Here is a 17,352-nt window from a genome sequence, read left to right on the forward strand (position 1 = left end):
CAAACGTCATGCTTTCCCTCCTTACGACATTACCGTCGTGTCAGGTTGATCGGGGGCCGGTCATGCACCCGTCTCAAAACCGACCGGCCGCCGGGAGGGAAGTTCTACATAATTTGCGAAGACGCGCAGAATCCGCATCGCCAACGCGGCACATACGTCATGCGCCCGCTTGTGCCGTCTCCTCCAATGCATGCACGGCACCCTGCGCCACCAGGTCGCGCACCTGTCCGGCATCGAAGCCATACTCGCCCAACACCTCGAAAGTGTGCTCGCCAAGTCGCGGCGCGGGACCGCCCGTGCACTTCGGCGTTTCGGAGAACCGGATCGGCAAGCCGATGCTGCGTGTCGGACCGTCGAGCGGATGAATGGTCTCCACCACCATCTCTCGCGCCACGATTTGCGGGTGCGTTACCGCCTCGGAGATCGGCAATACCGGGCCAACAGGCAGGCCAACTGCATCGAGGCGCTCGACCCAGTTCTGCGTGGTGTCGCGCGTGAGATACGCCGTGAGCCGGTCGACGAGTTCGGCGCGGTGCGTGGTGCGGCCGGCATTCGTAGCGAAGCGCGGGTCGTTGGCGATCTCGGGGGCGTCGAGCACCTGAAGGAGACGCTCGTAGTTCGCCTGATTGGCTGCGCCAATGTTGATCCAGCCATCCTGCGTACGAAAGGCCTGATAGGGCGTACTCGTGGGATTGGCAGACCCGAGCTTGGGCGGATTCTCACCGCTTGCGAAGAAATTGGCCGCAGCCCAGTACATCTGCTGAAAGCCCGCTTCGAGCAGCGACGTATCGACAATCTGCCCCAGCCCGGTGCGTAGTCGATGCGCATAAGCCGCCGAAATGCCGAGCGCCGCGAGAATGCCCGCATTGATATCGGCAATCGGCGAGCCCGCCTTGATGGGTGCCTGTCCCGGCTCGCCCGTCACGCTCATCAGGCCTGAGAGCCCCTGGGCGATCAGATCGAAACCGCCTTTGTCCGCATAGGGCCCCGTGCGGCCGTAGCCGGAGATGCAGCAATAGATCAGGCCGGGGTTCGCTTCACGCAGCGATTCGTACCCCAAACCGAGCTTCTCCATCGTTCCCATGCGGTAGTTCTCGGTAACGACATCGGCACTCGCAAGCATCTTGCGCAGCACGGCCTTGCCGCCTTCCGTCTTGAGGTTGAGCGCAATGCCTCGCTTGTTGCGATTGAGCATCATGAACGAGGCAGATTCGCCGTGCGGGAGAATCGGGGCGAAGCGACGCGCATCGTCGCCGTCCATTTTCTCAACCTTGATGACATCGGCCCCCATGTCTGCAAGCATCATGCCGCACACCGGTCCCGACATGATGTGCGACAACTCGATCACCTTGACGCCTTGCAACGGTCCTGCTTTCTTTCCGGATTGCATCATGTCAGCGCCCCTCGAACACAGGCGACGTCTTCGCGAGGAATGCGCGATAGCCTGTCTGAAAATCGGCCGTGCCGAAGCACGCAAAACCTTCGTCGATCTGCGCCGGGGTCAGCGGCCGGCCGCTCGCAAGTTCACGTACGAAACGCTTGTGCCAACGTGCGACCAGCGGTGCGCCGGCGGCAATGCGTTCCGCGCTCGCCAGCGCTTCGCGCGTGACGTCGGCGTCGGCCGCCACACGGGTGACCAGCCCCACACGCAGCGCCTCCTGTGCATCGAAGATCCGGCCCTCGAGCAAGATTTCGAGCGACCGCGCAGGACCGAGCAGCCGCACGAGCCCCGAGAGCTCCGCATGCGCCATCACCAGCCCCAGCTTGTTGATGGGTGCGCCGAAGCGGCTCGATTCGCCACAAATGCGCACGTCGCACGACGCGGCGATCTCCATGCCGCCGCCCACGCAAATGCCATGAATCATCGCAACGAGCGGCACCGGGCAGTTGACGAGCGCATCGAGCGTGCGATGCATGAGCGCGCCATAGGCGCGCGCCTGCTCCACGTTGGCCCGGTCCGTCTCGAACTCCGCAATGTCATTGCCCGGTGCAAACGACTTCTCCCCTGCGCCGCGCAGCACGATGCAGCGCACCTCGGGGTCCGAGGACAACGCCAGAATCGTGTCGCCCAGCGCTTGCCACATCGGCTTGGTCAACGCATTGAGCTTCTCGGGACGATTGAGCGTGACCAGCGCAATTGCGCCGTGTCGCTCGGTCAGAACGGTCGATGTCACATTGCCTCCTTCAAACGCCGGCACTCACCCGATGTGGGCCAGCCTCGATTTTTGGTATACCAATTTTTGGTAAACGATAAATTCACCGTCTGGCACTTGGCAAGCAACAACGATATAAATCAGGGTTAACGTGCAGATCTAGGCGCTTGTCGATTGACGATTCCGTCTATCGCCATCAGAATTGGCATTCCATTTTTCCATCCATTACGCATGAGCACGTCTGCCTCGTTGAACGCCGCCGCTTACGACGCCCTCAAGGCGCGCATCGTGCGCGGTGACTTGCGCCCCGGCGCGCCGCTCTCGGAGCGCTCGCTCTGCGACGAACTGGCGGTCTCACGCACGCCGCTGCGCGAAGCGCTCAAACGGCTGGCAAACGAGGGGCTGGTAGAAATCTCGGAAACGCGCCGGGCGCGCGTGGCGCGCGTGAGTGTCGATGAAGTCGTGAATCTGCTCGCCGTGATGGCCGTGCTCGAAGGGCTCTCCGGGGAACAGGCATGCGAGAAAGCGTCAGACGCCGATCTCGACGTGTTGGCGCAACTGCAAACCGAAATGGAATCGGCTTACGCACGGACCGATCACGCGGCCTACTTTGCGTTGAACCAGCAGATCCATCTGAGCATTCTTCGCATGGCGGACAACGGCCCGCTGGCCGAGTACTTCCACAATCTCAATGCCCGTTTGCGCCATGTCCGGGAACGGCTCACGCCAACCCCCGAGCGCTGGCGTCAGGCGGTCGACGAGCACGCGGAAATGCTCGCGCTACTGCGTCGACGCGACGGCAAACGCTTGCGCGCGCTGATGGAAGCGCACCTGCGCAGCAAAACCGACGCCTACGTGGCAGCCATGCTCAACGAAGGGTTGGTGAGTATGAATCGCGCCGCGTGAGCGGGGATGTGAACAGGCGTGTGGGCGAGTATCTTCTCCGCGCCCGGAACTTGTGCGTTACGCGTTAAGCGTTACGCGGCAACTCGTCGATTGGCGAGCACGGTGGCGCATTTGGTCATCAGGTGAGTACGCAGCAGTCGCCCCAGTGCCGCCCCATCGCGTTGATGCAAAGCACGCAGCATCGCCACATGCTCGTCGACGGCTTGCTCCCATTTCCCTGCATGCAGATTGGAGCGGAACCGCAAGGCTTGCAAACGCTGATTGACCGATTGATACGTCTGCGTAAGGGCGGGATTGCGCGCGGCCGCGTTGATCCGATCGTGAATCCGCTGATTGCAGTCGAAATAGCCGGACAGATCGCCGTTCGCGTGACAAGCCGCCATTGTGGCGTGCAGTTCCTGAATCTCGTCGATTTCCGCTTGCGTGATGCGCTCGCAGGCCAGTTCGCCCGCCAACGCTTCGAGTCCGCTGAGCAATTCGAATGCATCGGCAATATCGCTGGCCGACAGCATGACAACGCGTGCGCCCCGATTCGGCAACAGTTCGATCAACCGCTCAACGGCCAGCATCTTGAGCGCCTCGCGCAGCGGCGTGCGCGACACGCCAAGCTGCTCGCACAGGGCACGCTCGTTCAAATGCGCGCCCGGCAGCAAGACGCCTTCGGTAATCATCTTGCGCAGACGATCCATCACGGCGTGATGCAGCGCCTGACGGCTGATCCGCTGCGCCGTGCCGGTGTCCGGCGGATGAACTGCGGTGTCGCGTACGGCATTCAGGGTCACGGAGTGCATAGGCTCGGGTCGTTCGCTTTGAAGGGAAGGTCATCGACTGCACGCACTGCACTGTCGTGGGCGAAGGACGTTTGCCATCGCTGTCAGGCCGCACGAAATATTACGAATTATTACGAAGTCCGATTCTCGCAGATCAGCGCGGTTTTGACTACGTTAGGTGGTGTTTTCACTGAGTAGCCATCACGTTCGCTGCACTGCGCAACGGCGCGCGAATTTTGTATACGATGTGTGCCAACGCGCCGCCGATAATTTTCCGGTGCATCGCCCTTCCCTCAGGAGACTTGCAACATGTTCGAGAATCAAGCCGCTGTCGAATCGCTGGCTCAACTGCTGGCCGACACCCGCCGTGGCAACACGCCGATCGACTCGCCAGCGCCAGCCTTGCTTCCTGCCGACGCCCGCGCCGCCTACGCGGTGCAGTTGCGCACGCTCGACCTGCTCGGCGAGACGATCGCCGCGTGGAAAGTCGGTGCCAAGACACCGTCGGATCTGCCCAATTGCGCACCGATTCCGGCATCCGTGGTGAGCGAGGCCGGCGGCACGCTGGCTCTCGACGATTTCTTTCGTCCGGGATTGGAACTGGAAATTGCCTTCCGTCTGGCGCGCGACATCAAGCCCGGCAACTACGATGAGCGTGAGGCGACGATGTTCATCGGCGAGACGCTCACCACGATCGAAATCACTGACAGCCGATTTGCATCGAAAGGGCTCGACAGCCGGTTCGCGCTTGCCGACTTGCAGAACAACGGGGCGCTCGTGATCGGCAGCGGCCGCGACTATGATGCATCGATCAACTACCTGACGCCAAAGCTCACGTTCTCGCTCGACGGCGCCGACATTGCCCCATCGCACACCGGCAACCCCGGTGGCGATCCGCGGGCTCTCTTCTCATGGCTCGTCAACCACAACGGCAAGCGCGGCATTACCATGCGTGCGGGCGCCGTCGTCACCTGCGGCTCCTATGTCGGCATGATCCCCGCCAGCGGTAAAGGTGAGTTGCGTGGCACGATCCACGGCATTGGCGAAGTGGCGGTCACGCTGAAGTAATCTGCACTCGACGACGGGCGGCGCGCTCCCGGCGACTCACCGCCGCGTAGCGTGCCCCTCCTGCCTCCCCTCCTACCCCTGCTGCCCCGCGCGCCCGTCGGCCCCCGCCAGCATCTTCGGCGCGAGCAGCGCGATCGGCGCAATGCAGAGCAGCCCCGCGCCCAGCGCCACCGGCAAACTGACGCCATGGGCGATCGCCCCGATCAGTACCGGCCCCACGAGCAGCCCCAGATAGGCCAGCCGCGCCATCACCGCAATGGCTTCGGCACTCGCCATGCCGGCACTGCGCGCGACCTCGCCCGAGGCCGCGAACATTACCGGCATCACATTCGACAAACCCAGTCCGGCGAGTGCAAAGCCCGCCACCGCAGCCGCCGGCACCCGCCAGAACAGCGCCAGCAGCACGCCGCCGACACAGAGCAGACTGCTCACCCTCAGTAGTCGCGCCCCGCCTAGGCGTGCGCGCACCGGATCGCCACCGAAGCGCCCGCCCGCCATGCCGAGCGAAAAGGCAGCGTAGCCTGCCCCAATCCATGCCCCCTGTGCGGCAACCACTTCCCGCATGTACACCGCCGTCCAGTCGTACATCGCGCCTTCGACCACGAGCCCCAGAAACGCGAGAATGCCGAAGCCCGTGAGCTTGCGATGCAGTCGACGACGCCCATCGTCGTCCAGCACCGGCGGTGGCGTATGCGGGCGCGCTGCCGCCTTACCGGCGCCACTGCTTGCAAGCGGCGCTTCGCCCGGCATCATGTCGGGTTGCATGAAACGCGCGCCCGCAACGATTACGGCCGCGCACGCCAGCGCAGCCAGACCCATGTGCCATTGCGGCGAGCCGTGGTGCGCAAGCCATGCGCCCCCCACGAGCGCCCCCGCCATGCCGCCGAGACTGAAACAGCCATGCAGCGACGCCATGATCGGCTGGCGATAGCGGGCTTCGAGCGTGGCGGCCTGCGCGTTGACGGCCACGTCGTACGTGGCGTTCGCTGCGCCATAGAGCGCGAGCCAGCCCACCAGGCCCCAGTAACTCGGCATCGACAAAATGAAAGCACTCGTCACCGCCAATGCCATGCCCGAACGCAGACTCGCCCGCTGGCTGCCGGCCCGCCCGACCCAGCGCGCCGTGCGCGACATCGTGACAATGGCCCCGCCCGCCACGGCGAACATCGCTACGGAGAGGCTCGCGTCGTTCAGGTCGAACATCGCCTTGACGGTAGGCACATGAACGCCCCACGTCGCATACAGGAATCCACTGCAAAACAGCAATGCCATCGTCGCCGCGCGGGCAGGCCAAAAGCCCGTGCGTGGCTTCGTCATTTGAGAAGTCATGGGAATCGCAAGAGAAGCAGGAATGACGCGGCAGAGAAAACTGCGTTGTCGTTTGAAGAGAGGTACGGCAAAACCCCGGCGCAATGCGGGGCCGTCCATGCTGGGAATTCTAGCGCACTCTGTGTGACAGTGCCGTGCACCCGTCAAGCGATTGGCATCGCGCGACGCGTCAATGTGATATTGAAAAAAACGGAGGCATTCGGCGTCGCGACACGCTACGGCATACAAATTACCACGCTTGGAGTTTCGACAGCAGCGCGCCCAGCGCCCAAATCGCGTCGTTCGGATTGTCGTGGGCGTTGACTTGGGCAAATGCGGCAACATGCTCCGCGCCGATCCCCGCATGCGCCTCGAAACTCACCCCCAGGTCGTTGAGCCTGACGATCAACTGCTCGAACTCGGGCCATTGATCCATGCCGCCCCCATCGCGCGAAGCGATCACCGAGTGAATCAGCGTGAGGCCCAGCCCTCCCCCATCGTAGCCACGGACACGCGGGTCAGCGCCAAGCCCGTGCAGCGAACACACAACGGCGGCGGTGGCATCGCGCAATCGGATGTCGGTGCGCGCCTGACGCCTGAAGGTCGTCGCCGCGTCGTGCCCATACAGCGCCGCCGCCCCCGCCCTTGCATACAGGATGGGCGAATAGCCACGCGTATCCCGTGCATTGAGATCGGCACCCGAGCTCGCCAGCAATCCGATCATTTCGAGGTCGCCGTGAAGCGCGGCGTAATGCAGCGGGGTGCCCCCTGAGAGAATAGGCACGGCATCTCCTGCAGGCGCACGCCCCTCTGGAGAGGCGACATTCACGTCGAAGCCGAGCGCCAGCATCTTTTCCACGGCCGCCACGGGAAATCCGGTGCGCATCGAGTACAGCAGGATCGGCTCGCCGGTGAACGTCGTCATGAGACGTTGCGAATGCGGATTGCGCGGCAGAAAGTCCAGCAGCGCCAGGCCCATGTCGGGATCTGCCGGCAGTCGGGAGGCGGTGCGGCATTGCAACGCCTGCCCCGCCAGCGTGACCGCGCCTCGCCAGACATTTTCGGCAAACGGCCACTGACGGTGGCCGGCGAGTTGCAGCACGCGAAGCGAACGCCGCGCGTTGCGAGACGCAACGCCCCCGGTGAGTGCCGGCACCTGACTCCACCAGTGCGCGAGCGGCAACGGCGTCGCTGCCATCGACGCCAGCGTAGTCATGACGGCGTCCTCGGGGGCGTCGCGAAGCAGACCGCACAGGTCATGGGCCGCATCGTTCGGGAGGCCGGCCCGCAGCAGTGCGTCGAGGCCGACCTCCTCTGCCGGCAAGAAGACCACACATCGCAACGCGGCCAGCTCTTGCGCGTTCAGCAGGCAACCGCCCCTGGCGTCGCGCGGCAGCAATGGGTCGAGAAATGCCGCGACGCTGCCTGAAGCTCCCGTTGCCATCGAGAAAAGCTGCCCGCGCAGCGGGCTGTCTCGCGGGGCCTGTGCGTACTGCCGCCGCAGGTCCGCAACGTCGGACGGGCTATCGCTGCCATATGGCCGATGCACGAACGTCGACGTCGAGACTTCTGAACGATACGGGGCAGCGCCGCCGCTCGATAAAGGGAACATGGGGGAACTCCAGAGCTGAGGGATAAGGGCTTGCCAGCCGGCCCGGTGACGAATCACTGGTCGTTGCCCGCGTCGTGGACGCACAGGCACGAGCCGTTGGGTATCCTATGCACCCTCGCGCCGGGGCATCTTGGCAATCCGACCTCAAGCTGTCGGGAGTCGACGTCGCTACGCACGCGACGGCCGCGAGTTATCCACCGTTTTTGTTCACAAGGCTGTGGACAACGAACGGAAGACAATCGCCAAGCGATTGATCGATATGGCGTTTTTGACGAAAGAGATCAGACGGCGCCCCCCGCAGGCAGATGGCCCGAAAGCGCCGCCGATTTATCCACAGATTGTGTGTTCAACTCTGTGGAAAAGTCCTTGATGACGGCATGCAAGTCATTGATTCAAATCGGAGATTCAGTCACCCGACGCCGCCGCAGCAGCCGCGTGGCACTCGGCCCCCATCGCGAAGCCCTTGTTACGCTCACGCACGACACGATGGATCAACTCCCACACCGTGTGCGCCACGGGCGAGAGCGAGCGGTTCTTGCGCCGCACGAGCACGATGTTGCGCTCGAACGCGGGCAACAGCGGACGCACCGCCAGCGTGGAGTTCTCCGGCAGCGGCAACGCCAGCGGCGGAAGCACGCTCACCCCCAGCCCTTCCTGCACCATGCGGAAGATGGTGCTCACATGCCCCAGCTCCTGCGTGATCGTGCCCTGCACCTTCTGTGTAGTGAGTGCGCGATCGATCAAGGGACGACTGCCCGAACTCTGATTGAGCAGCACCAGGTTCTCGCCGGTAAGTTCGGACCAGTGCACGGCCGCCTGCGTGGCAAGCGGATGATCGCTGCGGCACACCAGACAGAACGGCTCGCTCATCAGATGCTCGGTCGTGAGATCGTCTGCGCCTTGCGGGGCGACGACGATGCCGAAGTCCACGTCGCCCGCCCGCACGCTGTCGAGCACGGCGCGTTGCATCTGGTCGACGAGCGCCAGTGCAATGTCCGGATACGTCGCCTGTGACGCCAGCAACACGCGCGGCAGCAATGTCGCCGAGATCGTGGGTGCCGCACCGATGCGGACGCGCCCGGTCGTGCGAGCCTCGGCACCGTGAGTCTGCAACAGCGCGATCTCCAGTTCGTCGAGGACACGGTCGAGATTGCCCGCGAGCGTAACCCCCGCGTCCGTCAGCGCGACCTCGCGCGTGGTTCGGTCGACAAGGCGCAGGCCGAGTTGCCCTTCCAGTTCGTTGATGCAACGGCTGATGGCCGGTTGTGTCAGGCCGATCTCGGCGCCCGCGCGGCTGAAGTTCTTGCTGCGCGCCACGACCATGAAGACCTTGAGCTGTCTCAGCGATACGTTCATTTGCTTGTGCCCCGCCAGAATGTGAGCAAACGAGTCATGGAAATGACTCCGGCGCGCCGCATCGTGCGGCGCGCCCCTTGATTCTCCCGATTCCCCGATTTCCTGATTTCCTGATACCCGGGTCAAACCGGTCGATCGGGTCAGGCCGCCGCTTTCACCATCTCCTCCACGACCTTCTTCGCGTCGCCGAACACCATCATCGTCTTGTCCAGATAGAACAGGTCGTTATCCAGCCCGGCGTAGCCTGCGGCCATCGAACGCTTGTTGACAATGATCGTCTTGGCCTTGTAAGCCTCGAGAATCGGCATGCCGGCAATCGGCGATTGCGGATCGTTCTTCGCAGCCGGGTTCACCACGTCGTTCGCGCCAAGCACCAGCACCACGTCCGTCTGACCGAATTCGCCGTTGATCTCGTCCATCTCCAGCACCTGGTCGTACGGCACTTCGGCCTCGGCGAGCAACACGTTCATGTGACCCGGCATACGACCCGCCACCGGGTGAATCGCGTAACGGACATTCACGCCCTTCTCCGAGAGTTTGTCGGTCAGTTCCTTGAGCGCATGCTGTGCGCGGGCCACGGCCAGGCCGTAACCCGGCACAATCACCAGCGACTCGGCGTTGCTCATGAGGAACGCTGCGTCGTCCGGCGAGCCGGACTTGACCGGACGCTGCTGCTGTTCGCCGCCAGCCGCCCCCGCCCCGGCCTGAGCACCGAAGCCGCCAAGAATCACGTTGAAGAACGAGCGGTTCATGGCTTTACACATGATGTACGACAGGATCGCGCCCGACGAGCCGACCAGCGAGCCCGCAATGATGAGCATCGGGTTGTTCAGCGAGAAGCCGATCCCCGCGGCGGCCCAGCCGGAGTACGAGTTCAGCATCGACACCACGACCGGCATGTCTGCGCCGCCAATCGGAATGATGATGAGCACACCGAGCACGAAGGCGATCGCCGTCATGATGACGAACGGGGTCCAGCTCTGCGAGACAAAGAACGCACCACCGAAGCCGAGCATCGCAATTGCCAGCGCCAGATTCACCATGTGTTGGCCTTTGAAGACCACCGGCGCGCCCTGGAACAGGCGGAACTTGTATTTGCCCGAGAGCTTGCCGAACGCAATGACAGACCCCGAGAACGTGATCGCGCCCACGAACGTACCGATGAACAACTCGATGCGGTTGCCCGGCGGCAGCGGCTGACCTGCGGCGACGATGCCGAACGCAGCAGGTTCCGCCACGGCGGCGACCGCGATACACACGGCGGCCAGACCGATCAGCGAGTGCATGGCGGCCACCAGTTCCGGCATCTTCGTCATCTCGACCTTGCGAGCTACGTAAGCCCCGATACCGCCACCGACCACGAGGCCCGCCAGAATCAGGGCGAGACCCGAGTAGTTGCCGCCCGAGAGCTTGCGCAACTCGAAAATCAACGCCACGGTCGTGAGCGCCGCAATCGTCATGCCGATCATGCCGAACGCGTTGCCGCGCCGCGCCATTTTCGGATTCGACAGCCCCTTGAGCGCCTGAATGAAACAGATCGACGCGACCAGATACAACAGCGTCACAAGATTCATGCTCATGTCAGTGCGCTCCCTTTACTGCTTCGTCATTGGCCGCAGCCTTCGCCGGCTTGTCTTTTTTCTTGAACATCTCGAGCATGCGCTGGGTGACGAGGAAGCCCCCGAACACGTTCACGGCGGCGAGCGCCACCGCGATCACACCCATTGTCTTGCCGAGGCTGCCCTCGGTCAGACCGGCAGCAAGCATCGCGCCCACGATCACAATGGCCGAAATCGCATTCGTCACCGCCATGAGCGGCGTGTGCAATGCCGGTGTAACGTTCCACACCACGTGATAACCGACGTACACCGCCAGCACGAAGATGATCAGATTGATCACCGTGTGATTGATCATTTCCATTTGCGTCCCCCTCCCTTATGCCGCACGCAGCACTTCACCGTCGCGGCACATCAGGCACGCGGCAACGATGTCGTCGTTGGTATCGATCACGAGCTTGCCTTCCTTGTCGATCACCAGCTTCAGGAAGTCGAGCACGTTGCGTGCATACAGCGCCGAGGCGTCTGCCGCGACCATGCCCGCGAGGTTGGTGTACCCCGCAATCGTCACGCCGTGGACTTTAACGACCTCGTCGGCCACCGACAGCGGGCAGTTGCCGCCGCCGTTCGCGCCGCGTCCGGCCGCCAGATCGATGATGACCGAGCCGGGCTTCATCGCCTTGACGGTGTCCTCGGCGATCAGCGTGGGCGCGGCACGGCCCGGGATCAGCGCGGTGGAAATCACGATGTCCGCCTGTGTGAGACGGGTGTGCACCAGTTGCGCCTGGCGCGCGAGCCACGCGGCGGGCATCGGGCGCGCATAACCGCCCACGCCCTTGGCGATCTCGCGTTCTTCGTCGGTCTCGAAGGGCACGTCGATGAACTTGGCGCCAAGCGATTCGATCTGCTCGCGCACGGCCGGGCGCACGTCCGACGCCTCGATCACCGCGCCCAGACGCTTGGCCGTGGCAATGGCCTGCAAGCCTGCCACGCCGGCGCCCAGCACGACCAGACGCGCAGCCTTGACCGTGCCGGCCGCAGTCATGAGCATGGGCATGAAGCGTTGGTAAAGGTTGGCGGCGAGCATCACGGCCTTGTAGCCGGCGATGTTGGCCTGCGAGGACAGCACGTCCATGCTTTGCGCCCGCGTGGTACGGGGGGCGGCTTCCAAAGCGAAGCCGATGATGCCGGCGGCCGCCATGCGGGCGTTGTTCTCGGCATCGAACGGGTTGAGCATGCCGACGACCACGCTGCCGCGAGGGATCTGCGCGACTTCCGCGACCGAGGGTGCACGGACCTTGAGCACCAGTTCGGCACCGAGGGCCTGCGCCGCGGTGCCGCTCGACGCGCCCGCTGCAACATAGGCCGCGTCGGGCACGCTCGCGGCCTCGCCCGCGCCACACTCCACCGTGACGCGATGCCCTGCACTCACCAGCTTCTTCACCGTTTCCGGTGTGGCCGCGACGCGGGATTCGCCGCCGGCCGTCTCCTTTGGAATGCCAATATGCATAGTTATTGTCTCGGGGGTCTGAGCCCCTGTCGTGTTGTGAAACTCAGGCCACTGCGGCTTGCAAAGGCTGCATCGAGCGCCCTTCATTGGCCGCTTCGAAGCAACGCACCTTTGTGCAATGAATCAGGTCGCAAAGGAATTCCGGCTCGTAGGCGCGCAGCAAATGCGGCTGGTGTCCGTCGAGATAGGCCCCGATCAGTACCAGCTCAGCCATGCGCAACGCCTGCGCCGAAGCGCCTTCGAGATACGCCAGCGGCAAATCTTGATTCCCGGTCGTGTGCAACAGACGGGTGTACGTTTGGTGATCCCAATACCAATCCAACCCCAACTCCACGAATGCATTGTTGAACGCATGCAGATGGGCGTTGGCAACCGGGGCCAGTGCCGCGGGTTTGATGTGCGTTTCGATGACAGACATGATGGCGCTCTCCCAAAACAGTGATCGTCTCCAGAACACGCAAACCCGCTCTCGCCTGACGCGACATGTCACCGACGCTTTGTTTGTCACATCACTTTCATGCGGGCTGCCATTGCAGATTACGCAGCCCAACCCATAAAAGACAGTTAAAGTTAATTATGCAAACCATCAACGATTACTTATACTTCCAGAACCGTACTGCGCGAGCGGGAATCGTTCCGCCGCTTGTCTCCGATCCCAGGAAGCCTGCCGCATGAAACACGCCACGCTCCGTCAGTTGAAGGTCTTCGAAGCGGTGGCGCGCCATCTGAGCTTTTCGCGCGCCGCCGAAGAATTGCACCTCACACAACCGGCCGTCTCCACGCAGGTCAAGCAACTCGAGACACACGCGGGACTCCCGCTCTTCGAGCAATTGGGCAAGAAGATCTTCCTGACACCGGCGGGCAGCGAAATGCTTCACTACAGCCGCGCGATCATTGCGCTCTTTCGCGAAACCGAAGAGGCAATGGACCACCTCAAGGGCATAACCGGCGGCAAGCTCAATGTGGCGGTCATCAGCGCAGGCGACTACTTCTTTCCCAGGTTGCTCGCGGCATTTACCGTGCGCCATCCCGGCGTGACGCTGGGGCTCACGGTGCACAACCGCGAGGAGCTATTGCACCAGCTCACCGAAAACCTCACGGATCTGGCCGTGATGGTGCGGCCGCCCCACGAGATCGATACGATCAACGAGGCCTTCGCACCGCATCCGTATGTGATCGTGGCGCCCCCCGATCATCCGCTCGCCGGTCAACGCCAGATTCCGTTTTCGCGCCTGACGGAAGAACCGTTCATCAGCCGCGAGCGCGGGTCCGACACCTGGAACTCCCTGCAAGACGCGTTCGGTCATCGCACCCAGCAACTGAAGATCACGATGGAGATCGCCAGCACGGAAACCATCAAGCAAGCGGTCGTGGCGGGCATGGGCATCAGCTTCTTGTCCGCACATACCGTCGGTATGGAGTTGCAAACCGGCCAATTGACGGTACTCGACGTGCAGGGCTTTCCCGCGTGGCAAAGCTGGTACGTCGTCCATCGTCGGAGCAAGCGGTTGCCGCCGGTCGCGCAAGCCTTCCGGGAATTCCTGCTGGCCGACGGCGCCACGCTCATCGACGGCATGATGGCCTACAAGAGCCCGGTGCCGCCGCCCGAAGGCAGCACGAAACACTACGCTGCCCCGCGCCCGGCAGACACCTGATCTGCCGGCCGAATTTGTCGAAGCAGGGCAAAGCGGCCAAATGAAAAAGGGCGATCGACTCAGGCCATTGCCACCCCGGCCGACCACCGTGAAATCGGTTGCTTCGTCAGCCACCCATGCGGTTGGCCAACGTTCCCAGTCCGTCGATGCTCACTTCCACCAGCGCGCCCTCTTTCATCGAGCCGACGCCAATCGACGTGCCCACCGCGATCACGTCGCCCGGCAGCAGGGTCATGTCCTGCGAGAGACGCGCGACGAGTTGCCATGGGTTGAAGATCATGTCCGAAAGCGCATAGCGCTGACGCTCCGTGCCGTCGAGCCGCGTGACCAGCTCGGCTTCGCGCCAATCGAAATCCTGCGCAATAACCGGGCCGATGCACCCAAACGTGTCGAAGCCCTTGGCGCGCGTCCACTGCGCAAAGTTACCGTCCTGCTCAATGATTTCGGCGGCGGTGACGTCGTTGACCAGGGTGTAGCCGAGGATGTGATCGCGTGCGGCTTCCTCGCTCACGTTGCTCGCCCGCTTGCCGATCACCACGCCCAGTTCGCCCTCGAAAACAATCTTGCCGGCATACGACGCCGGACGGCGAATCACTGCGTTGGGTCCGGACAGCGACGTCGCAGGTTTGATGAGGAAAAGCGGATGCGATGGCGCCGCCTTGCCGAGCTTCGCGCCGAGCGCGTGAAAGTTGTTCCACAGCGCCACGATTTTCGACGGCTCGCACGGGCACAACAGATCGACGGCGTCGCGCGCAATGGTCGCGCCCGTGGCGATCGGCTGATCGAAGAGACTGCCGCGATGTTCGAGAATGTGGTCGCCCTGCAGCAGGCCGAAGCCGATGCGGCCATGTGCGGTCTTGAAACGGGTCCAGAGCTTCATGCGTTTGCCATTCCTGTAACGGCCCGGCGGCACGGCAGGCTTCGCCGCGCGCGCGCCGGGCACGATGTCTTGACGTCATTCACCGCTGCCTTGTGCAGACACTTGCGCTCGTGCGCCGTGACTTACAGCGCGCCGACTTCGCGCAGGGCAGCGATCTGTTGCGCGCTGTAGCCGAATTCGGCGAGCACATCGTCGGTGTGCTCGCCAAGCAGCGGCGAGCGCTCCACATGCGTGGGACTGTCCGAGAGCTTGATCGGGTTGCCGACGGTGAGGTACTTGCCGCGCTTCGGGTGGTCGACTTCGACGATGGTGCCGGTCTCGCGCAGCGACATGTCTTCTGCGATTTCCTTCATCGAGAGGATCGGGCCGCACGGAATGTCGTACTCGTTGAGAATGGCCATGACCTCGAACTTGGTCTTCGTCATGGTCCACAGCTCGATCGTGTCGAAGATCTCGCGCAAACGCGGCAGACGCGCACGCGGCGTGGCGTAATCCGGATGCTCGACCCACTCGGGCTTGCCGATCACTTTGCAGATCGAGCCCCACACGGGCGCCTGCGTAATGAAGTAGATGTAGGCGTTCGGGTCCGTCTCCCAGCCCTTGCACTTGAGAATCCAGCCCGGCTGACCGCCGCCCGACGCATTGCCGGCGCGCGGCACCGCGTCGCCGAACTGACCGTTCGGGAACTGCGGATACTCTTCCATCACGCGCGTACGCTCCAGACGTTGCTGGTCGCGCAGCTTCACACGGCACAGGTTCAGCACGCCGTCCTGCATCGCGGCCAGCACGCGCTGCCCCTTCCCGGTCATCGTGCGCTGGTACAGCGCCGTGACGATACCCAACGCCAGATGCAACCCCGTGCCGGAGTCGCCGATCTGTGCACCCGTGACCATGGGCGGGCCATCGTCGAAGCCGGTCGTCGACGCCGCGCCGCCCACGCACTGCGCCACGTTCTCGTAGACCTTGCAGTCCTGATACGGACCGGGGCCGAAGCCCTTGACCGACGCCACGATCATGCGCGGGTTCAGCGAATGAATGTGCTCCCACGTGAAGCCCATGCGATCGAGCGCGCCGGGCGCGAAATTCTCCACCAGCACGTCGCAGTCGCGAATCATGCGCTCGAGCACCGCCTTGCCTTCCGGGTGCTTCGTGTCGAGCGTGATCGACCGCTTGTTGCTGTTGAGCATCGTGAAGTAGAGGCTGTCCGCATCGGGAATGTCACGCAACTGATCGCGCGTGACGTCGCCATGACCGGCGCGCTCGATCTTGATCACGTCGGCGCCGAACCAAGCCAGCAACTGTGTGCACGTCGGCCCGGACTGCACATGCGTGAAGTCGAGAATGCGCACACCTTCGAGTGCCTTGCCCATGGTCGCCTCCGTTCAGCAGGCCGCCAGGGCGAACGCGCCCGGGACGTACACCGAAAGTTGGCTCGCGGCACACGCCGATGTCTGCTGCGCGTGTGTGCCACACGTGGGGCTGGCTTCGCGCCGGAAGCTGGCGACGGTGAACATGGTTTGTCTCCTCCTGATGCGACGGCGTTTATGTAATTGGTATGCGAAACGATTCGGTATGCAGGTTCCGCCGGATCTCACGATGGGCGTCGCCGCTTCGGGCGCCATGCCTGTCATCGTTCGATTGTTGTGATATACGGTATTTCATACACGATATTTTATCAACGGCTTTTTGTTGCCGATGCCATTTGCTGTGTCGCGGCAAAAATACGTTGAGAATAAGCAAAACCCTTATAAATAAAGGGAGAACGCAGTGCAGCATTGGCGTCGAAAAACCCGCTGTCTACGGGTTTACAGGCATACATTGCGGAGCGGAAATTGGATCGTCAGGGGCGAAATTTCATCAAGTCGCCTTTTAATATATTGAATACAAAATACCGATTATCTCCCCCCTCTTTCCATTGCCCCGCCAGAAAGCAAAAAACACCGAGTCACGACACCCACGGGGAGGACATCGCGAATCGGTGCTTCGTTGATATCGAGTGACGATCGCTCGCCTGAGCGCCGGCGAGCTGGAGAGTCTGCAAACCGTCGCGCCGCAACGCGATCAGCCGGCCGTTGCCCCCACCTTCGCTTCGAGTTCCGCCAGACGCTTGCGCAACTGCCGATCCTCCTGAAAGCGCGCCGTCTCGTCACGAATCACCGCAACGATGCCGGTCACTTCGCCGTCTGCGCCATGCAGCAGCGCCACCGTAAACGCAATCGACATGCTCCGGCCGTCCTTGTGGGCAGCGGGAACCTTCAGCAGGTCGCTGCCGTATTTGGTTTGCCCGGTGGCCATCGTCTTTGCGTAGCCTTCGTTGTGACGTGCGCGCAACCGGTCAGGAATGATGATGTCCAGCGGCTGCCCCACGGCCTCGGCCGACGAGAAGCCGAACATCTTTTCTGCGCCCGAATTCCACAGCGTGATGATGTTGTGCGGATCGGCCACGACGATGGCGTCGCCCACCACCTGGACCAACTGATTGACGTCGACGGATGCACTCATGATGTCTCCAATACGCTTGTAGGGAATGTGCTTGGCACGGCCACCAAACATGCCAACAAATTACATCAATTAGAGG

16 protein-coding genes are annotated in these 17,352 nt (G+C 62.9%); 3 read left to right on the forward strand and 13 right to left on the reverse strand.

The annotated features are described in order from the left end of the window. Nucleotides 1–157 precede the first annotated feature (157 nt). Nucleotides 158–1,393 (reverse strand): CaiB/BaiF CoA transferase family protein, encoded by a 1,236-nt coding sequence (locus tag AT395_RS17250; RefSeq protein ID WP_042115182.1) that lies wholly within the window; start codon nt 1,391–1,393, stop codon nt 158–160. 1 nt (nt 1,394) lies between these two features. Next, on the reverse strand, nt 1,395–2,174 hold the full coding sequence (locus AT395_RS17255) for an enoyl-CoA hydratase-related protein (protein WP_048629026.1): 780 nt from the start codon (nt 2,172–2,174) through the stop codon (nt 1,395–1,397). A 210-nt stretch (nt 2,175–2,384) separates the two neighbouring features. On the opposite strand from AT395_RS17255, the gene AT395_RS17260 reads away from it, so the two are divergent. Then, nucleotides 2,385–3,059 (forward strand): GntR family transcriptional regulator, encoded by a 675-nt coding sequence (locus AT395_RS17260; RefSeq protein ID WP_048629025.1) that lies wholly within the window; start codon nt 2,385–2,387, stop codon nt 3,057–3,059. 71 nt (nt 3,060–3,130) lie between these two features. Here AT395_RS17260 and AT395_RS17265 read toward each other — a convergent pair whose 3' ends face one another. Beyond that, complete coding sequence (locus tag AT395_RS17265) at nt 3,131–3,850, reverse strand: GntR family transcriptional regulator (RefSeq protein WP_042115176.1); 720 nt, start codon at nt 3,848–3,850, stop codon at nt 3,131–3,133. Nucleotides 3,851–4,138: 288 nt separating this feature from the next. Here AT395_RS17265 and AT395_RS17270 point away from each other — a divergent pair, with 288 nt between their 5' ends. Continuing rightward, nucleotides 4,139–4,897, forward strand: coding sequence for a 2-keto-4-pentenoate hydratase (locus AT395_RS17270; protein ID WP_042115174.1), 759 nt, complete (start codon nt 4,139–4,141; stop codon nt 4,895–4,897). A 72-nt stretch (nt 4,898–4,969) separates the two neighbouring features. Here AT395_RS17270 and AT395_RS17275 read toward each other — a convergent pair whose 3' ends face one another. The 7 genes from AT395_RS17275 to AT395_RS17305 all read right to left on the reverse strand — a co-directional run bounded on the left by AT395_RS17275 (nt 4,970) and on the right by AT395_RS17305 (nt 12,657). Next, nucleotides 4,970–6,214, reverse strand: a complete 1,245-nt coding sequence (locus AT395_RS17275; RefSeq protein WP_058375224.1) for an MFS transporter — start codon at nt 6,212–6,214, stop codon at nt 4,970–4,972. A 241-nt stretch (nt 6,215–6,455) separates the two neighbouring features. Further along, nucleotides 6,456–7,817 (reverse strand): ankyrin repeat domain-containing protein, encoded by a 1,362-nt coding sequence (locus AT395_RS17280; RefSeq protein ID WP_058375225.1) that lies wholly within the window; start codon nt 7,815–7,817, stop codon nt 6,456–6,458. A 405-nt stretch (nt 7,818–8,222) separates the two neighbouring features. Beyond that, on the reverse strand, nt 8,223–9,173 hold the full coding sequence (locus tag AT395_RS17285) for a LysR family transcriptional regulator (protein ID WP_042115168.1): 951 nt from the start codon (nt 9,171–9,173) through the stop codon (nt 8,223–8,225). A gap of 140 nt (nt 9,174–9,313) precedes the next feature. Continuing rightward, entirely contained in the window at nt 9,314–10,753 is a 1,440-nt protein-coding gene (locus tag AT395_RS17290; protein ID WP_048629021.1) for an NAD(P)(+) transhydrogenase (Re/Si-specific) subunit beta, read from the reverse strand. A 1-nt stretch (nt 10,754) separates the two neighbouring features. Further along, nucleotides 10,755–11,093, reverse strand: a complete 339-nt coding sequence (locus AT395_RS17295; protein ID WP_042115164.1) for an NAD(P) transhydrogenase subunit alpha part 2 — start codon at nt 11,091–11,093, stop codon at nt 10,755–10,757. 15 nt (nt 11,094–11,108) lie between these two features. Beyond that, complete coding sequence (locus AT395_RS17300) at nt 11,109–12,239, reverse strand: Re/Si-specific NAD(P)(+) transhydrogenase subunit alpha (RefSeq protein WP_042115163.1); 1,131 nt, start codon at nt 12,237–12,239, stop codon at nt 11,109–11,111. A gap of 43 nt (nt 12,240–12,282) precedes the next feature. Continuing rightward, on the reverse strand, nt 12,283–12,657 hold the full coding sequence (locus AT395_RS17305; protein ID WP_042115161.1) for an HAD family hydrolase: 375 nt from the start codon (nt 12,655–12,657) through the stop codon (nt 12,283–12,285). A gap of 253 nt (nt 12,658–12,910) precedes the next feature. On the opposite strand from AT395_RS17305, the gene AT395_RS17310 reads away from it, so the two are divergent. Then, nucleotides 12,911–13,894 (forward strand): LysR family transcriptional regulator, encoded by a 984-nt coding sequence (locus AT395_RS17310; RefSeq protein WP_042115159.1) that lies wholly within the window; start codon nt 12,911–12,913, stop codon nt 13,892–13,894. 106 nt (nt 13,895–14,000) lie between these two features. Here the strand turns inward: AT395_RS17310 and AT395_RS17315 are convergent, their stop codons facing one another. The 3 genes from AT395_RS17315 to AT395_RS17330 form a co-directional block, all read right to left on the reverse strand. Beyond that, nucleotides 14,001–14,774, reverse strand: coding sequence for a fumarylacetoacetate hydrolase family protein (locus AT395_RS17315; RefSeq protein ID WP_042115157.1), 774 nt, complete (start codon nt 14,772–14,774; stop codon nt 14,001–14,003). Nucleotides 14,775–14,896: 122 nt separating this feature from the next. Next, a complete protein-coding gene (gene frc, locus AT395_RS17320; protein ID WP_042115155.1) occupies nt 14,897–16,144 on the reverse strand; it encodes a formyl-CoA transferase in 1,248 nt (415 codons plus the stop codon). A 691-nt stretch (nt 16,145–16,835) separates the two neighbouring features. Next, nucleotides 16,836–17,276: a PAS domain-containing protein gene (locus AT395_RS17330; protein ID WP_048629019.1), complete on the reverse strand. Its 441-nt coding sequence runs from the start codon at nt 17,274–17,276 to the stop codon at nt 16,836–16,838. Between the last annotated feature and the right edge of the window lie 76 nt (nt 17,277–17,352).

The organism is Pandoraea apista (assembly GCF_001465595.2).
Lineage (GTDB): Bacteria > Pseudomonadota > Gammaproteobacteria > Burkholderiales > Burkholderiaceae > Pandoraea > Pandoraea apista.

Excerpts from the sequence above, each read along its gene's own strand:
- AT395_RS17250 (WP_042115182.1), bottom strand. The coding sequence starts at position 1,393 with ATGATGCAATCCGGAAAGAAAGCAGGACCGTTGCAAGGCGTCAAGGTG.
- AT395_RS17260 (WP_048629025.1), top strand. The coding sequence starts at position 2,385 with ATGAGCACGTCTGCCTCGTTGAACGCCGCCGCTTACGACGCCCTCAAG.
- AT395_RS17265 (WP_042115176.1), bottom strand. The coding sequence starts at position 3,850 with ATGCACTCCGTGACCCTGAATGCCGTACGCGACACCGCAGTTCATCCG.
- AT395_RS17270 (WP_042115174.1), top strand. The coding sequence starts at position 4,139 with ATGTTCGAGAATCAAGCCGCTGTCGAATCGCTGGCTCAACTGCTGGCC.
- AT395_RS17275 (WP_058375224.1), bottom strand. The coding sequence starts at position 6,214 with ATGACGAAGCCACGCACGGGCTTTTGGCCTGCCCGCGCGGCGACGATG.
- AT395_RS17280 (WP_058375225.1), bottom strand. The coding sequence starts at position 7,817 with ATGTTCCCTTTATCGAGCGGCGGCGCTGCCCCGTATCGTTCAGAAGTC.
- AT395_RS17285 (WP_042115168.1), bottom strand. The coding sequence starts at position 9,173 with ATGAACGTATCGCTGAGACAGCTCAAGGTCTTCATGGTCGTGGCGCGC.
- AT395_RS17290 (WP_048629021.1), bottom strand. The coding sequence starts at position 10,753 with ATGAGCATGAATCTTGTGACGCTGTTGTATCTGGTCGCGTCGATCTGT.
- AT395_RS17295 (WP_042115164.1), bottom strand. The coding sequence starts at position 11,093 with ATGGAAATGATCAATCACACGGTGATCAATCTGATCATCTTCGTGCTG.
- AT395_RS17300 (WP_042115163.1), bottom strand. The coding sequence starts at position 12,239 with ATGCATATTGGCATTCCAAAGGAGACGGCCGGCGGCGAATCCCGCGTC.
- AT395_RS17305 (WP_042115161.1), bottom strand. The coding sequence starts at position 12,657 with ATGTCTGTCATCGAAACGCACATCAAACCCGCGGCACTGGCCCCGGTT.
- AT395_RS17310 (WP_042115159.1), top strand. The coding sequence starts at position 12,911 with ATGAAACACGCCACGCTCCGTCAGTTGAAGGTCTTCGAAGCGGTGGCG.
- AT395_RS17315 (WP_042115157.1), bottom strand. The coding sequence starts at position 14,774 with ATGAAGCTCTGGACCCGTTTCAAGACCGCACATGGCCGCATCGGCTTC.
- frc (WP_042115155.1), bottom strand. The coding sequence starts at position 16,144 with ATGGGCAAGGCACTCGAAGGTGTGCGCATTCTCGACTTCACGCATGTG.
- AT395_RS17330 (WP_048629019.1), bottom strand. The coding sequence starts at position 17,276 with ATGAGTGCATCCGTCGACGTCAATCAGTTGGTCCAGGTGGTGGGCGAC.